The following is a 16598-nucleotide window of genomic DNA, read 5'->3' on the forward strand; positions in this document are numbered from 1 at the left end:
CATGAACTTCCTGGCTCACGCCTGGCTGGCCCAGGGCGGCAGCGACGACTTCCTCTACGGCAACCTGATCGCCGACGGGGTGAAGGGGGCCGACCTCACGGCCTGGGCGGCGGAGGTGGCCGCCGGGATCCGCCATCATCGCCGCGTGGATGCCTACGTGGACGGCCATCCGGTGGTGCGCTCGGTGCGGGAGAGGGCGCCGTCACCCCAGCGCCGCTATGCGGGCATCGCCCTGGACCTGGTCTGGGATCACTTCGTGGCCCGCGACCTGGGGCTCGCCCGCCAGGAATCCCGGCTGGTGGCGCGCTGCTACCGGCTGCTGGCCGATCGCCCCGCGCCGGCTCGCCTGGCTCCCATGATGCCGGTGCTGGTGGAGCAGGACTGGCTCCATCGCTACGCCGACTTCGCCTTCACCTGCCGGGCCATCCGCGGGATCGGCCAGCGGCTGTCGGGCCCCAACCGCCTGGCCGAGCTGGTCCCCTGGCTGGTCGGTGACTATCCCCGGCTGGAGGCCGACTTCCAGCGCCTCTGGCCCGAGGTCAGGGCGGCGCTGGAAATCCCCGAGGCGTGACCCTCACTCCACCCGCAGCCACAGGCAGTCGATGATCTCTCCGGGGGCGACGTGGCTATTGGCCGGAATCACGGCCAGGGCATCTGCGCTGATGCAGGAGGAGAGCACCCCGGAGTTCTGGTCGCGGAAGGCCCTCGCCAGGATGCCCTCTTCGGTGAACTCCAGCGCCACGCGCATGTAGTGCCGGCGTGGCCCTGTGGTGGTGGTGAAGTCGGCCCGGGCCTTCAGCCTGGGCAGGCTGGCCAGGGACGGGCAGCCCTGCAGCGCCCCCATCAGCGGCCTCAGGAACAGCCAGGCGCCGACGAAGCTCGACACCGGGTTACCCGGTAAACCGACGAAGTGCGCCTCGCGCCCCGCCTCGCCGGGCAGGCGTCCCAGCGCCAGCGGCTTGCCCGGACGGATGGCCAGGCGCCACAGGTCGAGGCGTCCCAGCCGCTCCAGTGCCGCCTTGACGTGGTCCTCCTCACCGACGCTGACGCCACCGGTGGAGATCACCACGTCGGCTTCCCGGGCCGCGGTGGCCAGGGTCTCCCGGGTCCCGGCCGCGTCATCGGGCACCGAGGCGACCCGCACCAGTTCGGCACCGAAGCGTTCCAGCAGGCGCCTGAGCATGGGCCGGTTCGAGTTGTAGATCTGCCCAGGCGCCAGGGGCTGGCCGGGGTCGACGATCTCGTCGCCGGTGCTGAGCAGGGCGACCCGCGGGCGGCGGCGGACCCGAACCTCGGTGATGCCCTGGCCCGCCAGATGGCCCAGCGCCGCCGCTTCCAGCCGTTCGCCCGCCGTCAGCAGCGTGTCCCCGGCCGCGACGTCGCGGCCTCGGCGGCGCACATTGTCACCCTCCGGGATGCCATCGGGAATCCGCACCCGGTCGCCCTCCACCTCGACCCGCTCCTGCATCACCACGCAGTCGGCCCCCGGCGGGAGCTCGCCGCCGGTGAAGATGCGCGCACAGCTGCCCGGGGCCAGCGGAACGGCCTGGGCCCCGGCGGCGATGCGCTGGCTCACCGGCAGCCAGCGGCCGGCGTCCGCGTGTCGCAGGGCATAGCCGTCCATGGCGCTGTTGTCGAAGGGCGGCACGTCGAGTCGCGCCATGACCGCCTCGGCCAGCACCCGCCCGGCGGCCCGCTCGCAGAGCAAGGCCTCGTCAGGCAGCGGGGCCACGTCGGCGAGCAACGCGGCCAGGGCCGCCTCGACGCTCTGCATCTCAGCCATGCTGGCCTCGTTCGGGAATGACCAGATTCGCGAAATTACAGGGTTTATGTCGGCTGTCGAGCTGCTCGGCCAGGATGCCGTCCCAGGCGGTGCGGCAGGCCCCGGTGGAGCCGGGAAGGCAGAACACCACCGTGGCATTGGCCAGCCCGCCCAGGCAGCGGCTCTGCACCGTGGAGCTGCCGATCTCCTGCCAGCTGAGGTGGCGGAACAGTTCGCCGAACCCCTCGATCTGCTTGTCCAGCAGCACACCCACCGCCTCCGGGGTCGAGTCGCGGCCGGTGAAGCCGGTCCCGCCGGTGGTCAGGATCACCTGCACCTCGGGGTCGGCGATCCACCCGGCCACCACGGCACGGATCCGGTAGATGTCGTCCGGCACGATCTGCTTGTCGGCCAGGCGGTGGCCGGCGGCGGTCAGCCGCTCCACCAGGCTCTGGCCGCTGCGGTCGGTCGCCTCGGTGCGGGTGTCGGAGATGGTCAGCACGGCCACCGAGAGGGGAATCATCGCCTCGCTCATGTCACGAGCTCTCCCCGGCCTGACGCTTCTCGGCCTGGCGGGCCTCGTAGGCGGCCAGCTGTTCCGGGGTGGCCTCCTGCTGGTACTTCTCCTTCCACTCGCGGTAGGGCATGCCGTAGACGAACTCGCGGGCCGTCTCGTAATCCAGTTCCGCACCGCGCTCCTCGGCGGCGGTCACCAGCCACTTGGAGAGGCAGTTGCGGCAGAAGTCGGCCAGGATCATCAGGTCGATGTTCTGCACCTCCTTGTGCTCGTTGAGGTGCCTGAGCAGGCGGCGGAAGGCCGCGGCCTCGAGCTCCGTGCGGGTCGCGTCATCGAGGTGTTCCATGGGGTCTCTCCCTGGCGTGATGGGTGTCATGTTGTCGCCAGCATAACAAAAAGACACCGCCCGAAGGCGGTGTCGAGGGGGAGGGCTGTCAACGGGTCTCACCCGGGCCGGGAGGCGGCCTCGTCACCGCCGTCGGGCGCGGGGCGACCGGCGGCGAGCTGCTCCTCGGGGATCGCCTGGTCCTTGACCTCCTCGTACCAGAGGTTGTGGTGGTCCCTGGCCCAGGTCTCGTCGACATAGCCGGTGGTCATCCCCTCCAGGGAGCCCTCCGAGCCGATGGTGCCGATGTAGATGTGGCCCAGCGCCACGGCCGTCAGGCCCAGGGCCCCCACGGCGTGGATGATGTTGGCCCACTGCATGGTGTCGCGGCTCTGGCCATAGTTGGGGAAGTCCAGCACGAAGCCGCTGGCGACCACCGCCAGGCCGGCCGTGGCCAGCAGCCAGAACCACAGCTTCTCGCCTCCGTTGGCGAAGCCCGCGTCGGGGTGCCCCTTGCCGACCAGACCACCGCCCTGCCTGAACCAGGCCAGGTCATGACGCTTCGGCCAGTTGTGCTTCAGCACCCGGGCCAGCAGCACCACCAGCAGGATGCCGAACAGCGGTCCCAGGTAGTTGTGGGCGACCTTCGAGGCGGAGATCATCGCGCCCCACACGGCATCACCGAACAGCGGCCGAAAGACGAACTTGCCGTAGAGCAGGTTCAGGCCGGAGAGCGCCAGCACGATGAACAGCGTGGCCACGGTCCAGTGGATCGAACGCACCACCAGCGGCCAGCGCAGCAGCTTGCGGCCGGTGCGCGGTTCGCTGAGATCCTTGCGGCCGACGATCACGTAGAACAGCGCGATCACCACGATCATCCCGCCGACCGCGATCAGGCCGAAGGGGGAGACCCAGCGGTTGCGCAGCTGACGCCAGCTCTCCCCGCTGGCGTTGATCAGGTTGTAGGTGGAGTCGGCCCGACTGTCGCGGAAGTTGGGGCCGACCTCGCCGCTGCGCACCTGGCGCCAGGTGTCCGGCGAGACGCCCCCCACCGCGGTGGCGGCCTCGCGATCCGGGTCGGCCTGGGCCAGCACCGGCTGGGCACAGGCCAGACCCAGCAGCAGCGCCAGGGCCAGGGCCAGCATCCGCCACAGCGGCCAGGCAGTTGGCATATCCATGGAGCCTCCTTACCCCTGGCGGGTGGCGTCGTAGGCGAGGTTGTCGGCATCGGCACGGGGGTTCCCCGACCAGCCGCCGTCCGCATGGCCGCGCTGCACCACGCGCTGGCGGAAGATGTCCGCCACCGTCTGGGCATCGCCGGCCAGCAGGGCCTTGGTGGAGCACATCTCCGCGCACAGCGGCAGCTTGCCGTCGGCGATGCGGTTGGCCCCGTACTTCTCGTACTCCTCCTCCTTGCTCTCCGCCGGCCCGCCGGCACAGAAGGTGCACTTGTCCATCTTGCCGCGCTCGCCGAAGGCGTTCTGCTTGGGGAACTGCGGCGCCCCGAAGGGGCAGGCGTAGAGGCAGTAGCCGCAGCCGATGCACAGGTCCTTGTCGTGCAGCACGATGCCGTCGTCGGTCTTGTAGAAGCAGTCGGTGGGGCAGACCGCCATGCACGGCGCGTCATCGCAGTGCATGCAGGCCACCGAGATCGACACCTCGCCGGGTTCACCATCGTCGAGGGTCACCACGCGGCGGCGCTGGATGCCCCACTCGACGTCGTTGGCGTTCTTGCAGGCGGTGACGCAGCCGTTGCACTCGATGCAGCGTTCCGCGTCGCACATGAATTTCATCTGAGCCATGGGAATCTCCTGGTAGGCGAGCGCAATCAGCTGGCTTTCTCGATACGACACAGGGTGCACTTGGTCTCCTGCATCTGTGTCACGGTGTCATAGCCGTAGGTGGTGGCGGTGTTGGCCGCCTCGCCGAGCACGTAGGGCGCCGAGCCTTCCGGATAGCGGTCATGCAGGTTCTCGCCCTGGAACATGCCGCCGAAGTGGAAGGGCATGAACACCACCTCGCGGGCCACCCGGGGCGTCACCAGGGCCTGGACACGGACGCGGCCGCCTTCGGCCCCCTCGACCCACACCATGTCGCCATCGGCCACCGCCAGCTCGTTGGCCAGCGCCGGGTTGATCTCGACGAACATCTGCTGCTGCAGCTCGGCCAGCCACGACATGGAGCGGGTCTCCTCGCCGCCCCCCTCGTACTCCACCAGGCGCCCCGAGGTGAGGATGATCGGGTAGCGATCCGAGTTGTCGTTGTCCTGGATGCTCTTGTAGAGCGTCGGCAGGCGGTAGTGGGAGGCAACGTCGTCCCAGGTGGGGTAGTCCGCGACCAGGTCGCGGCGGCTGGTATAGAGCGGCTCGCGGTGCTTGGGGATCGGGTCCGGGAAGGTCCAGACGTTGCAGCGCGCCTTGGCGTTGCCGAAGGGGGCGCACTCGTGGGCGATGGCCACCCGCTGGATGCCACCGGAGAGGTCGGTCTTCCAGTTCTTGCCCTCCGCCTCGGCCTGCTCCTCCTGGGTGAGGTCGTCCCACCAGCCCAGATCCTTGAGCATGGCATCGGTGAACTCGGGATAGCCGTCGTTGAGCTCGGACCCCTCGCTGTAGGAGCCATCGGAGAGGATGTTCTCGCCGTTGCGCTCGATGCCGAAGCGGGCCCGGAAGGTGAGGCCGCCCTCGGAGACCCGCTTGCTGGTGTCATAGAGGATCGGCGTGCCGGGGTGGCCCATCTCGGCGGTGCCCCAACAGGGCCAGGGCAGGCCGTAGTAGTCGCCATCGGCGGGACCGCCCTCGGCTTGCAGGGTGCGGAAGCTGAAGGTGTGCCAGTTCTGCTGGTGGTCCTTGAGCCGTTCGGGGCTCTGGCCGGTGTAGCCGACGGTCCACATGCCGCGGTTGAACTCGCGGGTGATGTCCTCGATGACCGGCTCGGTGCCGTTCACCTCGATGTGCTTGAACAGCTCATCGGCGAAGCCCAGCTTGCGCGACAGCAGATACATTATCTCGTGGTCGGGCTTGGCCTCGAACAGCGGCTCGATCACCTTGTCACGCCACTGGATGGAGCGGTTGGTGGCGGTGACGCTGCCGGTGGTCTCGAACTGGGTCGCGGCGGGCAGCAGGTAGACCCCGTCCTGGCGGCCGTGCATGACGCCGGCCACGGTGGGGTAGGGGTCGACGATGACCATCATCTCGAGCTGCTGCATCGCCTGCTGCATCTCGGGACCGCGGGACTGGGAGTTGACCGCATGGCCCCAGTAGAACATCGCCTTGAGCCGGGTGCGCTGGGAGATCGCGTCCTCCTCCTCGAGTACGCCGTCGATCCAGCGCGACACCGTGATGCCGTTGCTGTACATCGGCTGGCCGTCGGCATACTCGGTCTGGTCGAAGCGGCTCTTCAGCCAGTCGAGGTCGAGGTCCCAGACCCTCGCCCAGTGGGCCCAGGCCCCCTCGGCGAGGCCGTAGTAGCCGGGCAGGGAGTGGGACATCAGCCCCAGGTCCGTGGCCCCCTGGACGTTATCGTGGCCGCGGAAGATGTTGGCGCCCCCGCCGGACTTGCCCACATTGCCCAGCGCCAGCTCGAGGATGCAGTAGGCGCGGGTGTTGTTGTTGCCGGTGGTGTGCTGGGTACCGCCCATGCACCAGACGATGCATCCCGGGCGGTTCTCGGACAGGCGGCGGGCGGTGTCATACATCTGCGCCTCGGGCACTCCCGTGATGCGCTCCACCTCGCTTGGCGGGAAGCTGGCGACCTCGGCGCGGACCTCGTCCATGGCATAGACGCGCTGGTTGATGTACTCCCGGTCTTCCCAGCCGTTCTCGAAGATGTGCCAGAGCAGGCCCCAGATGAAGGCCACGTCGGAGCCGGGGCGGATGCGCACGAAGCTGTCGGCCTTGGCGGCGGTGCGGGTGAAGCGCGGGTCGACGACGATGATCTGGGCGTGGCTGCGCTCCTTGGCCAGCAGGATATGCTGCATGGCCACCGGGTGCGCCTCGCTGGGGTTGGAGCCGATGAACATGATCGACTTGCTGTTCTGCATGTCGTTGAGCGAGTTGGTCATCGCCCCGTAGCCCCAGGTGTTGGCCACCCCGGCCACGGTGGTGGAGTGGCAGATGCGCGCCTGGTGATCGGTGTTGTTGGTGCCGGCCAGCGCGGCGAACTTGCGCATCAGGTAGGCCTGTTCGTTGTTGAACTTGGCCGACCCCAGCCAGTAGATGCTGTCGGGACCGTGCTGCTCGGTGAGCTGGAGCACCTTGTCGCCGATCTCCTCGATGGCGTCCTCCCAGCTCATGCGCTGCCACTCGCCCCCCACCAGCTTCATGGGGTACTTGAGTCGCCGGCTGGAGTGGCCGTGCTGCCGCAGGGAAGCGCCCTTGGCGCAGTGGGCCCCGCGATTGATGGGATGGTCGAAGGCCGGCTCCTGCCGGGTCCAGATGCCCTCCTGCACCTCGGCATAGACGCCGCAGCCCACCGAGCAGTGGGAGCAGACCGTCCGCCTGGTCTCCACCGGCGAGTCGAGCACGGGGGTCTTCTCCGCGGCCTCGCTGCGACGCATCATCGGCGCGCCCATGAAGCCGGCCGCGGCGAGGCCACCGGTGGTGGCGCCGCTGCGCTTGAGGAACTGGCGGCGGGAGATGCCGAGCCCGGGGGCCTGGGGGGCATCACTTTTACGAGTCAGACGCATGGTGTGATCTCCTGGCTGTCGAGCCGTCAGTCCCGCAGGGTGGCGTAGAAGGTGCGGATATGGTCGGTTTCCCGGTAGCCCTCGGCCCGGTCGGCCGGGGACTCGGCGCGGGGCGTCTCGGCCTGCACCAGGGTGACGTGGCCGACGGCGGCAGCCGCCCCGGCGGCGGCGGTGCCGACGCCGAGGGTCTTGAGGAAGCGACGGCGCTGGGGGTTCTTGGTGTTGTTCATGGAGGTCTCCTCGTTCATGCCGTGGCCGTGAGTTGGCGCGGTGTCGTGTGGGGCCTTGTCGTTATCTTTGTCGTCGTCATGGATCACTCTCGCGAGCCGGCGTCAGTCGGGGGTCAGGGCTCCACGAGCCTGACCGGTTCCTGCGCTGCCTCGCGGGCGAGCAGCGCCTCTTCCCTGTCGATGAAGGCGCGGCCGAGTCGGCCGAGCCCGGAATAGAACACACTCTCCACCCCGGCCAGGTCCGTCAGGCAGGAGGCCGCCCAGGGGGCCAGGTGGGTCATGAAGAAGCGGGCCTCGGCGGGCGAACCGGCCTCGATGAGCAGGGCCATCGTCTCGCAGAGCGCCGCCAGGTGGTCCTCAGGGTCGCGGCTCTGCGCGTCGCGCTCGATGCCCAGCGCCTTGAGGTCGCGGCGCAGCGCGACCAGGGCCTGGTCCATCAGCTCGCCATCGCGGTACCAGGAGGCGTAGGGGGTCACGTCGCCCTGGATGACGCCGACCAGGTGGCGGAAGTGCTCCCGGGCGAGCGCCTCCGGGCGGGACTGGCGTGACGCCTCGACGAGCTCGCGCCAGGACGCCGCCAGCGGGCTGGCCTCGTCCTCGACCTCGAGATCGCCCAGCCAGGCCAGCAACTCGGCATCGGGCGCCTCGCGCAGCAGGCGCGCCAGCAGGCGGTAGACATCGGCTCTCAGGGCGTGGAGCTCGTCCGGCCCGGTCGCTGCCTCGTGCATGACAGTATCGCTCATCGGTTCACACCTTCAGTTGCGATTCGGGGTCCCGTGCCAGGTCCCGCCACACGTCCCGAACGCGGCAGTCCTCGCACATCTCGAGCCGCGAGATCGCGTCGCCGGCGAAGTAGGGATGGTCGGCCAGTTTGGCCTTGATGCTCGCGATGGTGCTGGCGGTGGCGAACGGCTTGCCGCAGCGGATGCAGTCGAAGGCCGCCTCCGCATGGCAGACCTGCCGCTGCTGGCGGGCAGGGTCGGCCAGGAAACCGGGGAGCAGGGCGATTGCCTCCTCGGGGCAGGCATCCGCACAGAGGCCACACTGCACGCAGTCGGCCTCGCGGAAGCTGAGCTCCGGGCTCTCCGTGCCGGCCGCCAGGGCGGGGGTCGGGCAGCTCGCCACGCAGGCCATGCAGAGGGTGCAGCGCTGGGTGTCGACGGCAAGGCCCCCGTAGGCGGCCTCGCGGGGCATGGCATGGCGGGCCCCGTCCGGCTCTCCCAGGGCGGCGAGACGGTCGAGTACCTGGTTGAGACGATCCCGCTTGTCCGCGGCATCGAGCACGAAGTCATCGGCGGGGAGCGGCGGGCAGGCGGGCAGGGCATCCCGGGCCAGGGTGTCGCCGACAGCGACCACCGAGAGGCGCTCGGCCGGATGCCCCAGCGCCTCGAGGAGGGCGTGTGCCTGGGCCAGCTGGTCGTCGAGGAAGGCGTCCAGGCGCGCCGGCATGTCGGGGTGATGCTGCAGGCGCACCTCGGCGGCACCGCCGGCCAGGGCCGTCAGCCACTGGTCATGGCCGGCAGCGCCGAGCTCCTCGAGGGGCACGTCGAGGACATGGCCGGCCGGTGATTCGTCGGGGGGGAGGTGGTCGCTCGCCACGAAGCGTACCACCGGCTGGCCGCCGCCCGCCTGACGGTAGGCCGAGAGCCAGGCCAGCAGGGTCTCCTGCTGGCGATGGGACTCGGGCAGGCGGAACTCGATGGCGCCGGTGGGGCAGGCGCTGCTGCAGCTGCCGACCCCGTGGCAGCGGTAGGGATCGATCTCGATGTGCGACCCGACGCGACCCTTCTGGCTCTGGATGGCATCGGCGGGGCAGACCTCCAGGCAGCGGGTGCAGCCGGTGTTGCCACTGGCCGAATGGGCACAGAGCGAGTGGTTGATCTGGAAGTAGCGGGGCTTGTCGAACTCGCCGACCAGAGCGGCGAAGGCGTCGAGCCGGGCAGGGGCCTCGGGGGCGGCCCAGCGGGTCGCAACATACCCGGGCGGCGGCAGCTCCAGCGCCAGGGCCGGGGTCTCGCCGAGGTCGAGTACCTGGTCGAAGTGGTCGCGGTCGGCCAGGGCGCGGGCCAGGTCGAGCGGGGCCTCGCCCTGCTCGAGGGTGACCCGGAAGCGGCCCAGGTATCCCGCGACGCGCAGGCTCGCCGCCTGCTCGCGGGTCAGCCGGTGGTGCGTCAGGCCGGCGGTCGCGGCCAACAGCGCCTCGTCATCCACCTCTCCCTCGGCGGCGGCAGCAGGAGGAACAGGCTCGGTGAACAGCAGCGTAAGGGAGCCGAGCCCCCGCTCCCGCAGGGCAAGGGCGGCGAGGCGTGCGTCACGTTCGTTGCCGAGGAGCAGGGCGTGGCCCTGGCTGAGGTACTCGACGCTGGCCGGGGTAAGGTTGAGTGGCCAGGAGGCGCGGCGGTAGGCCGCCTCCCTCGCCTGACGGTTGCCGGCGTCGTCCACGGCAATCGTGTCGATTCGCTGATTCATGCCACCTCACGGTCGGGATGTCTTCGTTATTATTTTGAGAAGCTAATATTGAATTCTGGTCGGTTTGGGTGATCCTGCCACCTCACCCTTGGTCTAATGCCTCCCCGCGGGAGGCCGAACCGCCATCGGTGAGGCTCTCGTCCAGCCGCCGGTCATCGCGGTCGCCACTGTCGTCGTTGGCCGAAGCCGTGTCAGGCCCCTGCGCCTCGGCTGATGCCTCGTCGGCCGGTGCGTCCGCCTGAGGCTCCTCCTCCTCGACCCGCCGAGTCCACTGCCTGAGTCGCTGGGCGAGCTCGCCGGCCAGTGGCTTGAGCCGCTGGCGATAGTCATCGTCGTAGTCATCGAGACCGTCACGAATCCCGTAATGGTCGCCCGAGAACATGCGGCGCAGGGCCCGCCGACGCAGGCCATCGCTGACGCCCGCCTGCAGGAATGCCGTGAAGTCGCTGCCGGCAGGGAGGTCCTCGGGGTCGGGCAGGGTGGCATCCAGGCTGCCCGGCTCGGGCTCCGCCGCGGCCGGCGGCTCGGCCTCCTCCCGCGCGGCGACCGCACCCTCGGCCGGGGCCTCTTCCTCGAGCTCATCGCCGAGCTTGCGGCGTGACCAGCGCTCCAGACGGCTCATGCGGTCTGCTCCCGGGCGCGGCCGGCGCCCTTGCGCTTCTTCTTGCGGCCCTCGTCGGGGGCCTCCCCGTGGCGGGCGAGATAGGCCTCGATCCAGGCCTGGATCGCCAGCGGCATCGCCACCTCGAGCACCTGCTGCTCGCCATCGAGCCAGGCGGCGGCGACGTCCTGGCTGGCCGTTACCGCCGACGGGCAGGGGGGGGCGCCGCTCTCGCCGGCGCGCACGAACAGCCGCGGCGTGCCCGCCTCGAGATTGAAGCGATAGGCGGCACGTTCGGTCAGCAAGAGCTGGAGCCTGAGCACCCAGGGGCCGCCATCGCCGGGCGACAGGTCGGTGATGGTCCACCGGGTCGAGGTGAAACCCTTGACCCGGCGGGACTCGCTGGCGAGGTCGAGGCTCAGGGTGGTCTGGCTGCTGGAGGCGGACATGGCGTCGTGCTCGATGGGGATGTCATGATCTTGATCCTTCCAGTAAAGACACCGGGAGCGGGGAATGCCATCATCTCCTTCAACGCTTTGCCGAGGAGCCGTCGATGCATGAGATCAGCCTGAGCCGGGCCCGCCTGCCCGCCACCCTGGAGATCGAGGTCTTCGACGAATTCGGCGAGGCGAGGCGCCAGGCCATCGCCGCCGAGCGCGCCCTGACTCTTTACCTCAACAAGCGCGAGATCGTCACCCTGATGACCCTGGGCGCCGATCCCGAGGCGCTGGTGGTGGGCTACCTGCGCAACCAGGGTCTGATCGCCGCCCGGGAGGACCTGCTGGCGGTGCATGTGGACTGGGAGGTGGAGGCGGCGGCCGTGGTGACACGGCACGAGCCGGAGGACCTGGAGGAGCGGCTGGGGCACCGCACGGTGACCACCGGCTGCGGGCAGGGCACGGTGTTCGGACGGCTGCTCGAGGCCATTCCCCGCCAGCCCCTGCCCGAGACCCCGCTGCGCCAGTCGGTGCTCTACGGGCTGCTGGAAAGCCTCGGGGAGCACAACGAGACCTACCGCAGCGCCGGCGCCGTGCATGGCTGCGCCCTCTGCCGACAGGAGCAGGTGCTCGACTTCGTCGAGGACGTCGGACGCCACAACGCCGTGGATACCCTGGCGGGGCGCCAGTGGCTGGCCCAGGCGGATTCGGGGGGCGCCGACATCTTCTACACCACCGGGCGGTTGACCTCGGAGATGGTGCTCAAGGTCGCCCAGATGGGGATCGGGGTGCTGGTTTCCCGCTCCGGGGTGACCCAGAAGGGGGTGGAGCTGGCCGAGCGCTTCGGGGTCATGCTGGTGGCCCGGGCCAAGGGGCGTCACTTCCAGGCGATCCACGCCGGTTCGCGCCTCGAGCTCGACGCCATTCCGCCGCGGCGCCCCGGGGACCGCCTGCGGGCCGGCGGCCGGGGATGAACCCCGGCGGGGGCGTCAGGCGGCGCTCTCGCCCCGGGTGCAGACCGACAGCACCACGGCATCCTCGTCGCTGACCGACACCAGGGCGTGGCCCATGTCGCTGTCGAAGTAGATGCTGTCGCCCTGGACGAGGTGCAGCGGCTCGTAGAACTCGGTGTAGAGCAGGATCTCGCCGTCGAGCACCATCAGGAACTCCTCGCCGTCATGGCGCACCCACTCGCTGAACTCCTCGAAGGCCCGCGCCCGGACGATGGTCTTGAAGGGGATCATGCGCTTCTGGGCCAGTTCGCAGCTGAGCAGCTCGTGCTCGTAGGTGGGCGTGGGGTGCTGCTGGCCGTGGCCGCGGCGGGTCAGGTCGCGGCGTCCCATGGTGCGGGTCTGCTGGCGGGGCGGCGAGAGCAGCTGCGGCAGGTCGATGCCGAGCCCGCCGATCAGCTTCTGCACCGCGGTGAAGGTGGGCGAGATCTGGTCGTTCTCGATCTTGGAGAGCGTCGAGCGGGCCAGGCCGGTGCGCTGGCTGACGTCCTCGAGGGTCCACTGGTTGGCCAGACGGATCTCCTTGAGCCGCTCGCCGAGGCGCAGGGGCTCGACGAAGGGCTTGCGTCCCGAGGCGATTCGCAGGGCGGCATCCTGGTCGGTGGTGGCGGTCATCGTGAGGTTCACTATAGGAAACAGAGTTTCCCCCTAGACTACCACAGCCTCGCCCGGCTGAGGCCCCGGGGGCACGCGCTCACGACGGGCCAGACCGCCCTCGGGCCCAAGGCAACGTTTCCCGAGGGCGGGAAACCCCTCAGTCGGCGAAGGGCAGGCCCAGCAACGCCTTCAGGTGGGCCTCCACGCTGCGGCCCAGGGAGTCGAGGTGGTAGCCGCCCTCCAGCACCGAGACCAGGCGGTTGTCGGCATAGAGGGCGGCGATCTCCATGGCCATGTGGGTGACCCAGTGGAAGTCCTCGTCCTCCAGGCAGAGCTCGGCCATCTCGTCCTCGCGATGGGCGTCGAAGCCCGAGGAGAGCAGCACGATCTCGGGCTTGAAGCGGTGCAGGGCCGGCAGCCAGTCGTCCTCGATAGCGCGACGGAAGGCGGCGCTGTCGGTGCCGGCCTCCAGCGGCGTATTGACCACGTTCTGCCACTCGCTGCGCAGGTAGCGCCAGGGGTAGAAGGGGTATTGGAAGCTGGTGCAGACCAGCACCTCGGGGTCATCCTTGAAGATGTCGATGGTGCCGTTGCACTGGTGCACGTCGAAGTCGAGGATGGCGATGCGCCGGGCGCCGTACTTCTCGCGGGCGTGGGCGGCGCCCACCGCCACGTTGTTGTAGAAGCAGAAGCCCATGGCATCGGTGGCCTCGGCGTGGTGGCCCGGGGGGCGAACCGCACAGAAGACGTTGTCGGCCTGGTGGCGGAAGACCTGGTCGACGCCACGGATCACCGCGCCGGCGGCCACCCGGGCCGCCTTTAGGCTGTCCGGGTTCATCATGGTGTCGCTGTCGAGGGTGACGATGCCCTGCTCGGGCACGCACTTGTCCAGCGCCCGCAGGTGCCGCACCGGGTGCACCCGGGCCAGCTCCTCCTCGGTGGCCTCGCGGGCCTCGGACTGCATGGTCTGCTGCAGGATGCCGGACAGCGACAGCCGGGCGCGGATCGCCTCCAGCCGCAGGGGGCTCTCGGGGTGCTCTGGCCCCATGTGATGAAGCTGGCAGTGGGGATGGGTAATGTAACCGGTGATCATCGGTGCCTCCAGGCTGACTGGGGTCACTTTACTTTGGCCCGACCCTTGCCAGACAGTCACAATAGGTCGTACACAGTAGTCAGCCATCCATCGGGACAACCCTCGGGAGAGCGTCTTGAGCACCCGTTTCCTGCGTCACTTCTTCGAACCCCGCACCATCGCCGTGATCGGCGCCTCGGAAAAGCCCCACTCCCTGGGTGGCCTGGTGATCCGCAACCTCCAGGAGGCCGGATTTCCCGGCACCCTCTGGGCCGTGAATCCCAAGGGTTACGAGAACGTCTTCGGGCAGCCCGCCTTCGCGCGCATCGCCCAGCTGCCGGAGACCCCGGACCTCGCGGTGATCTGCTCGCCGGTGGCCACCGTCCCCGGGCGCATCGCCCGGCTGGGGCGCTTCGGGGTGCGTGCCGCCCTGGTGCTTTCCGGCGGCTCCCATCTCGACGAGGCCCGCGACGGCAAGGCCTCGATCCGCGAACGCATGCTCAATGCGGCGCGGGAGTCCGGCATCCGCGTGCTGGGGCCGGAGTGCATGGGCCTGATCGTGCCGGGCCGCAAGCTGAACGCCTCCTATGCCAGCCAGCCGATCAAGGCCGGGCGGGTCGCCTATCTGGGGCAGTCGGGCATGCTCGGCACCGCCATGATCGACTGGGCGGCGGGGCGCGGCGTGGGCTTCTCGCACCTGATCACGGTGGGGGACAGCGTCGACGTGATGCTTCCCGACCTGCTGGACTACATCAACCAGTACTCCCCGAGCCAGGCGATCCTGCTCCACCTGGAGAAGATCCTCGACGCCCAGCACTTCATGACGGCGCTGCGGGATGCCTCGCGCAACCGCCTGGTGCTGGCGATCAAGAGCGGGCGCACCCCCGAGTCCGACCTGACCGGTCTGCCGCCGACCCCCGGCGTCGCCAACCGTGACCAGATCTTCGAGGCCGCCTTCTCGCGGGCCGGCGTGGTCCGGGTCCAGGACTCCGACGAGCTGTTCGACGCCCTGATGACCCTGTCGCGCATGAAGCCGCTGCGCGGCGACCGCCTGGCCATCGTCTCCAACGGCCTGGGCCCGGCGTTGCTGGCCATCGACAAGCTGATCAGCGCGGGGGGCAAGCTGGCCCACTTCACCGAGGAGACCCGGACGGCGCTGGAGCGCGGCGACTTCGACATGAGCAAGCCAGGCGAGAACCCGGTGGACCTGGGCGGCAACGCCACCCCCGAGAAGTTCGTGGATGCCATCGAGATCGTCGCCAACGACCCCAGCGTGGATGCCGTGCTGGTGGTGCATGCGCCCACGCGGCTGGCTCCCTCCAAGACCACCGCCCAGGCGGTCGTGGCCAACCGCAAGCGTTTCCGTCGCAACCTGCTGACCAGCTTCATGGGGCTGGAGGAGGCGCTCTCGGCGCGCCACGAGTGCAACCTGGCCGGGATCCCGACCTATGTGTCACCGGAGAAGGCGGTCAAGGCCTTCATGCACATGGTGGACTACCAGCGGGTGCAGGCGCTGCTCCAGGAGACGCCGCCGAGCCTGCCGTTCACCACCACGGCCGACATCCGCCGGCGCTGCCGGACGCTGATCCGCGACGCCAAGGAACAGGGGCGCGAGACGCTGTCGCACTCCGAGACGGCCCAGGTGCTAGAGGCCTACGGCATCTCGGTGGCGCCGAGCCGCTACGTGGCCACCCCCGAGGAGGGGGCCCTGGCCGCCGCGGAGGTCGAGGGCGCCATGGCCCTCAAGGTGATCCACGAGGGCAACTGCCGGCCGTTTCGCTATCGCAAGCACCCCCACCGGCTCTCCGCCGGCCTGCTGCAGGACCTGCGGACCCCGGAACAGGTCGCCGAGGGGGTGCGGCAGCTGGGCGAGAAGGTGGCCGAGAAGTTCCCCGCCTTCGAGGTGCGGGAGTACTGCCTGCAGCCGATGCAGCGGGGCAAGCACTCGCTGCAGGTGTGCGCCGGGGTCACCCGGGACCCGGTCTTCGGCCCGGTCATCGTGTTCGGCATCGGCGGCTACAAGGTCAACATCCTGGCCGACCGCCAGGTGGCCCTGCCGCCGCTGAACATGACCCTGGCCGAGGACATGGTCGACCGCACCCATGTGGCCCGCCTGATCCACGAGCACTCCAGCGACCCCGACCGCGATATCCAGCGGCTCTGCCAGCTGCTGGTCAAGCTGTCGCAGATGGCCAGCGACCTGCTGGAGCTGCGCGGGGTGGAGATCAACCCGCTGCTGCTCAACCGCGACGACATGGTGGCGGTGGACTTCGCCATGGACCTCGGCGCCCCGGCCCGCTTCGCGATCATGCCCTATCCGGAGGAGCTACGTGAGTGGGTGACGCTCAAGAACGGCTGGGAGGTGGAGGTGCGTCCGATCCGCGCCGAGGATGCGCCGCTGATCACCACGTTCCACCGCCAGCTCTCGGAGGAGAGCATCCGCTTCCGCTACTTCCACAACAAGTCGGACCTCACCCAGCGCGACCTGTCGATGCTGTCGCACATCAACTACGACCGCCAGATGGCCTTCATCGCCGAACACCGGCGCGACGACGGCAGCAAGGAGATGCTCGGCGTGGTCCGGGTGTGGAACGACCCGGACAACATCCGCACCGAGTTCTCGGTGATCATCCGCGATGATCTCCAGGGCCTCGGCATCGGCAGCCTGCTGATGAACAAGATGATCGACTACTGCAAAAGCGTCGGCACGCTGGAGATGATCGGCAAGATCATGGTCGACAACCACCCCATGCGCGCCCTGATGAAGCATCTGGGCTTCAAGCAGCGCTACAACATGGAGGAGCAGGTGGTGGATGCGGTGCTGCGGCTCAACGAGCCGGAGAGCGAATGGCAGCGGCACCGTCTGGAGAGCCAGCCCGACTGAGGGGCGCCGG

At 69.4% G+C, this 16598-nt stretch carries 16 protein-coding genes; 3 read left to right on the plus strand and 13 right to left on the minus strand.

Features of this window, described 5'->3' with window-relative positions; all coding sequences use genetic code 11:
• The first annotated feature begins 1 nt into the window (after position 1).
• Entirely contained in the window at positions 2-571 is a 570-nt protein-coding gene (locus tag BDK63_RS06450; RefSeq protein WP_183330547.1) for an acyl carrier protein phosphodiesterase, read from the plus strand.
• A 3-nt stretch (positions 572-574) separates the two neighbouring features.
• Here the strand turns inward: BDK63_RS06450 and BDK63_RS06455 are convergent, their stop codons facing one another.
• The 11 genes from BDK63_RS06455 to BDK63_RS06505 form a co-directional block, all read right to left on the minus strand.
• Positions 575-1783, minus strand: a complete 1209-nt coding sequence (locus BDK63_RS06455) for a molybdopterin molybdotransferase MoeA (RefSeq protein ID WP_183330548.1) — start codon at positions 1781-1783, stop codon at positions 575-577.
• Positions 1776-2297, minus strand: a complete 522-nt coding sequence (moaB, locus tag BDK63_RS06460) for a molybdenum cofactor biosynthesis protein B (protein WP_183330549.1) — start codon at positions 2295-2297, stop codon at positions 1776-1778. The genes BDK63_RS06455 and moaB overlap by 8 nt, the downstream gene beginning before the upstream one ends.
• Position 2298: 1 nt before the next feature.
• Positions 2299-2625 carry a DUF1244 domain-containing protein gene (locus BDK63_RS06465; RefSeq protein WP_183330550.1) on the minus strand — a complete coding sequence of 109 codons (327 nt, stop codon included), beginning with the start codon at positions 2623-2625 and terminating at the stop codon, positions 2299-2301.
• A 98-nt stretch (positions 2626-2723) separates the two neighbouring features.
• A complete protein-coding gene (locus BDK63_RS06470) occupies positions 2724-3782 on the minus strand; it encodes a formate dehydrogenase subunit gamma (protein WP_183330551.1) in 1059 nt (352 codons plus the stop codon).
• A gap of 9 nt (positions 3783-3791) precedes the next feature.
• On the minus strand, positions 3792-4406 hold the full coding sequence (gene fdh3B / locus BDK63_RS06475; RefSeq protein WP_183330552.1) for a formate dehydrogenase FDH3 subunit beta: 615 nt from the start codon (positions 4404-4406) through the stop codon (positions 3792-3794).
• A gap of 26 nt (positions 4407-4432) precedes the next feature.
• Positions 4433-7288, minus strand: coding sequence for a molybdopterin-dependent oxidoreductase (locus BDK63_RS06480; RefSeq protein ID WP_183330553.1), 2856 nt, complete (start codon positions 7286-7288; stop codon positions 4433-4435).
• 26 nt (positions 7289-7314) lie between these two features.
• Positions 7315-7518: a twin-arginine translocation signal domain-containing protein gene (locus BDK63_RS06485; RefSeq protein WP_183330554.1), complete on the minus strand. Its 204-nt coding sequence runs from the start codon at positions 7516-7518 to the stop codon at positions 7315-7317.
• Between the two features lie 113 nt (positions 7519-7631).
• Entirely contained in the window at positions 7632-8261 is a 630-nt protein-coding gene (locus BDK63_RS06490) for a TorD/DmsD family molecular chaperone (RefSeq protein ID WP_246385892.1), read from the minus strand.
• A gap of 4 nt (positions 8262-8265) precedes the next feature.
• Positions 8266-9987, minus strand: coding sequence for a 4Fe-4S binding protein (locus BDK63_RS06495; protein WP_183330555.1), 1722 nt, complete (start codon positions 9985-9987; stop codon positions 8266-8268).
• Between the two features lie 82 nt (positions 9988-10069).
• A complete protein-coding gene (locus tag BDK63_RS06500; protein ID WP_183330556.1) occupies positions 10070-10609 on the minus strand; it encodes a DUF3306 domain-containing protein in 540 nt (179 codons plus the stop codon).
• Positions 10606-11037 (minus strand): DUF3305 domain-containing protein, encoded by a 432-nt coding sequence (locus tag BDK63_RS06505; RefSeq protein WP_183330557.1) that lies wholly within the window; start codon positions 11035-11037, stop codon positions 10606-10608. Before BDK63_RS06505 ends, BDK63_RS06500 begins: the two co-directional genes overlap by 4 nt.
• Before the next feature lie 104 nt (positions 11038-11141).
• On the opposite strand from BDK63_RS06505, the gene BDK63_RS06510 reads away from it, so the two are divergent.
• On the plus strand, positions 11142-11999 hold the full coding sequence (locus BDK63_RS06510) for a formate dehydrogenase accessory sulfurtransferase FdhD (RefSeq protein ID WP_183330558.1): 858 nt from the start codon (positions 11142-11144) through the stop codon (positions 11997-11999).
• Positions 12000-12014: 15 nt separating this feature from the next.
• On the opposite strand, the gene BDK63_RS06515 is transcribed toward BDK63_RS06510, so the two are convergent.
• Both BDK63_RS06515 and BDK63_RS06520 read right to left on the minus strand, forming a co-directional pair.
• On the minus strand, positions 12015-12650 hold the full coding sequence (locus BDK63_RS06515) for a helix-turn-helix domain-containing protein (protein WP_183330559.1): 636 nt from the start codon (positions 12648-12650) through the stop codon (positions 12015-12017).
• 139 nt (positions 12651-12789) lie between these two features.
• Positions 12790-13725 (minus strand): histone deacetylase family protein, encoded by a 936-nt coding sequence (locus BDK63_RS06520; RefSeq protein WP_183330560.1) that lies wholly within the window; start codon positions 13723-13725, stop codon positions 12790-12792.
• Between the two features lie 115 nt (positions 13726-13840).
• On the opposite strand from BDK63_RS06520, the gene BDK63_RS06525 reads away from it, so the two are divergent.
• A complete protein-coding gene (locus tag BDK63_RS06525) occupies positions 13841-16588 on the plus strand; it encodes a bifunctional acetate--CoA ligase family protein/GNAT family N-acetyltransferase (RefSeq protein WP_183330561.1) in 2748 nt (915 codons plus the stop codon).
• Positions 16589-16598 lie beyond the last annotated feature (10 nt).

Source organism: Halomonas campaniensis, from assembly GCF_014193375.1.
In the GTDB taxonomy this organism is placed as follows: Bacteria; Pseudomonadota; Gammaproteobacteria; order Pseudomonadales; family Halomonadaceae; genus Halomonas; species Halomonas campaniensis.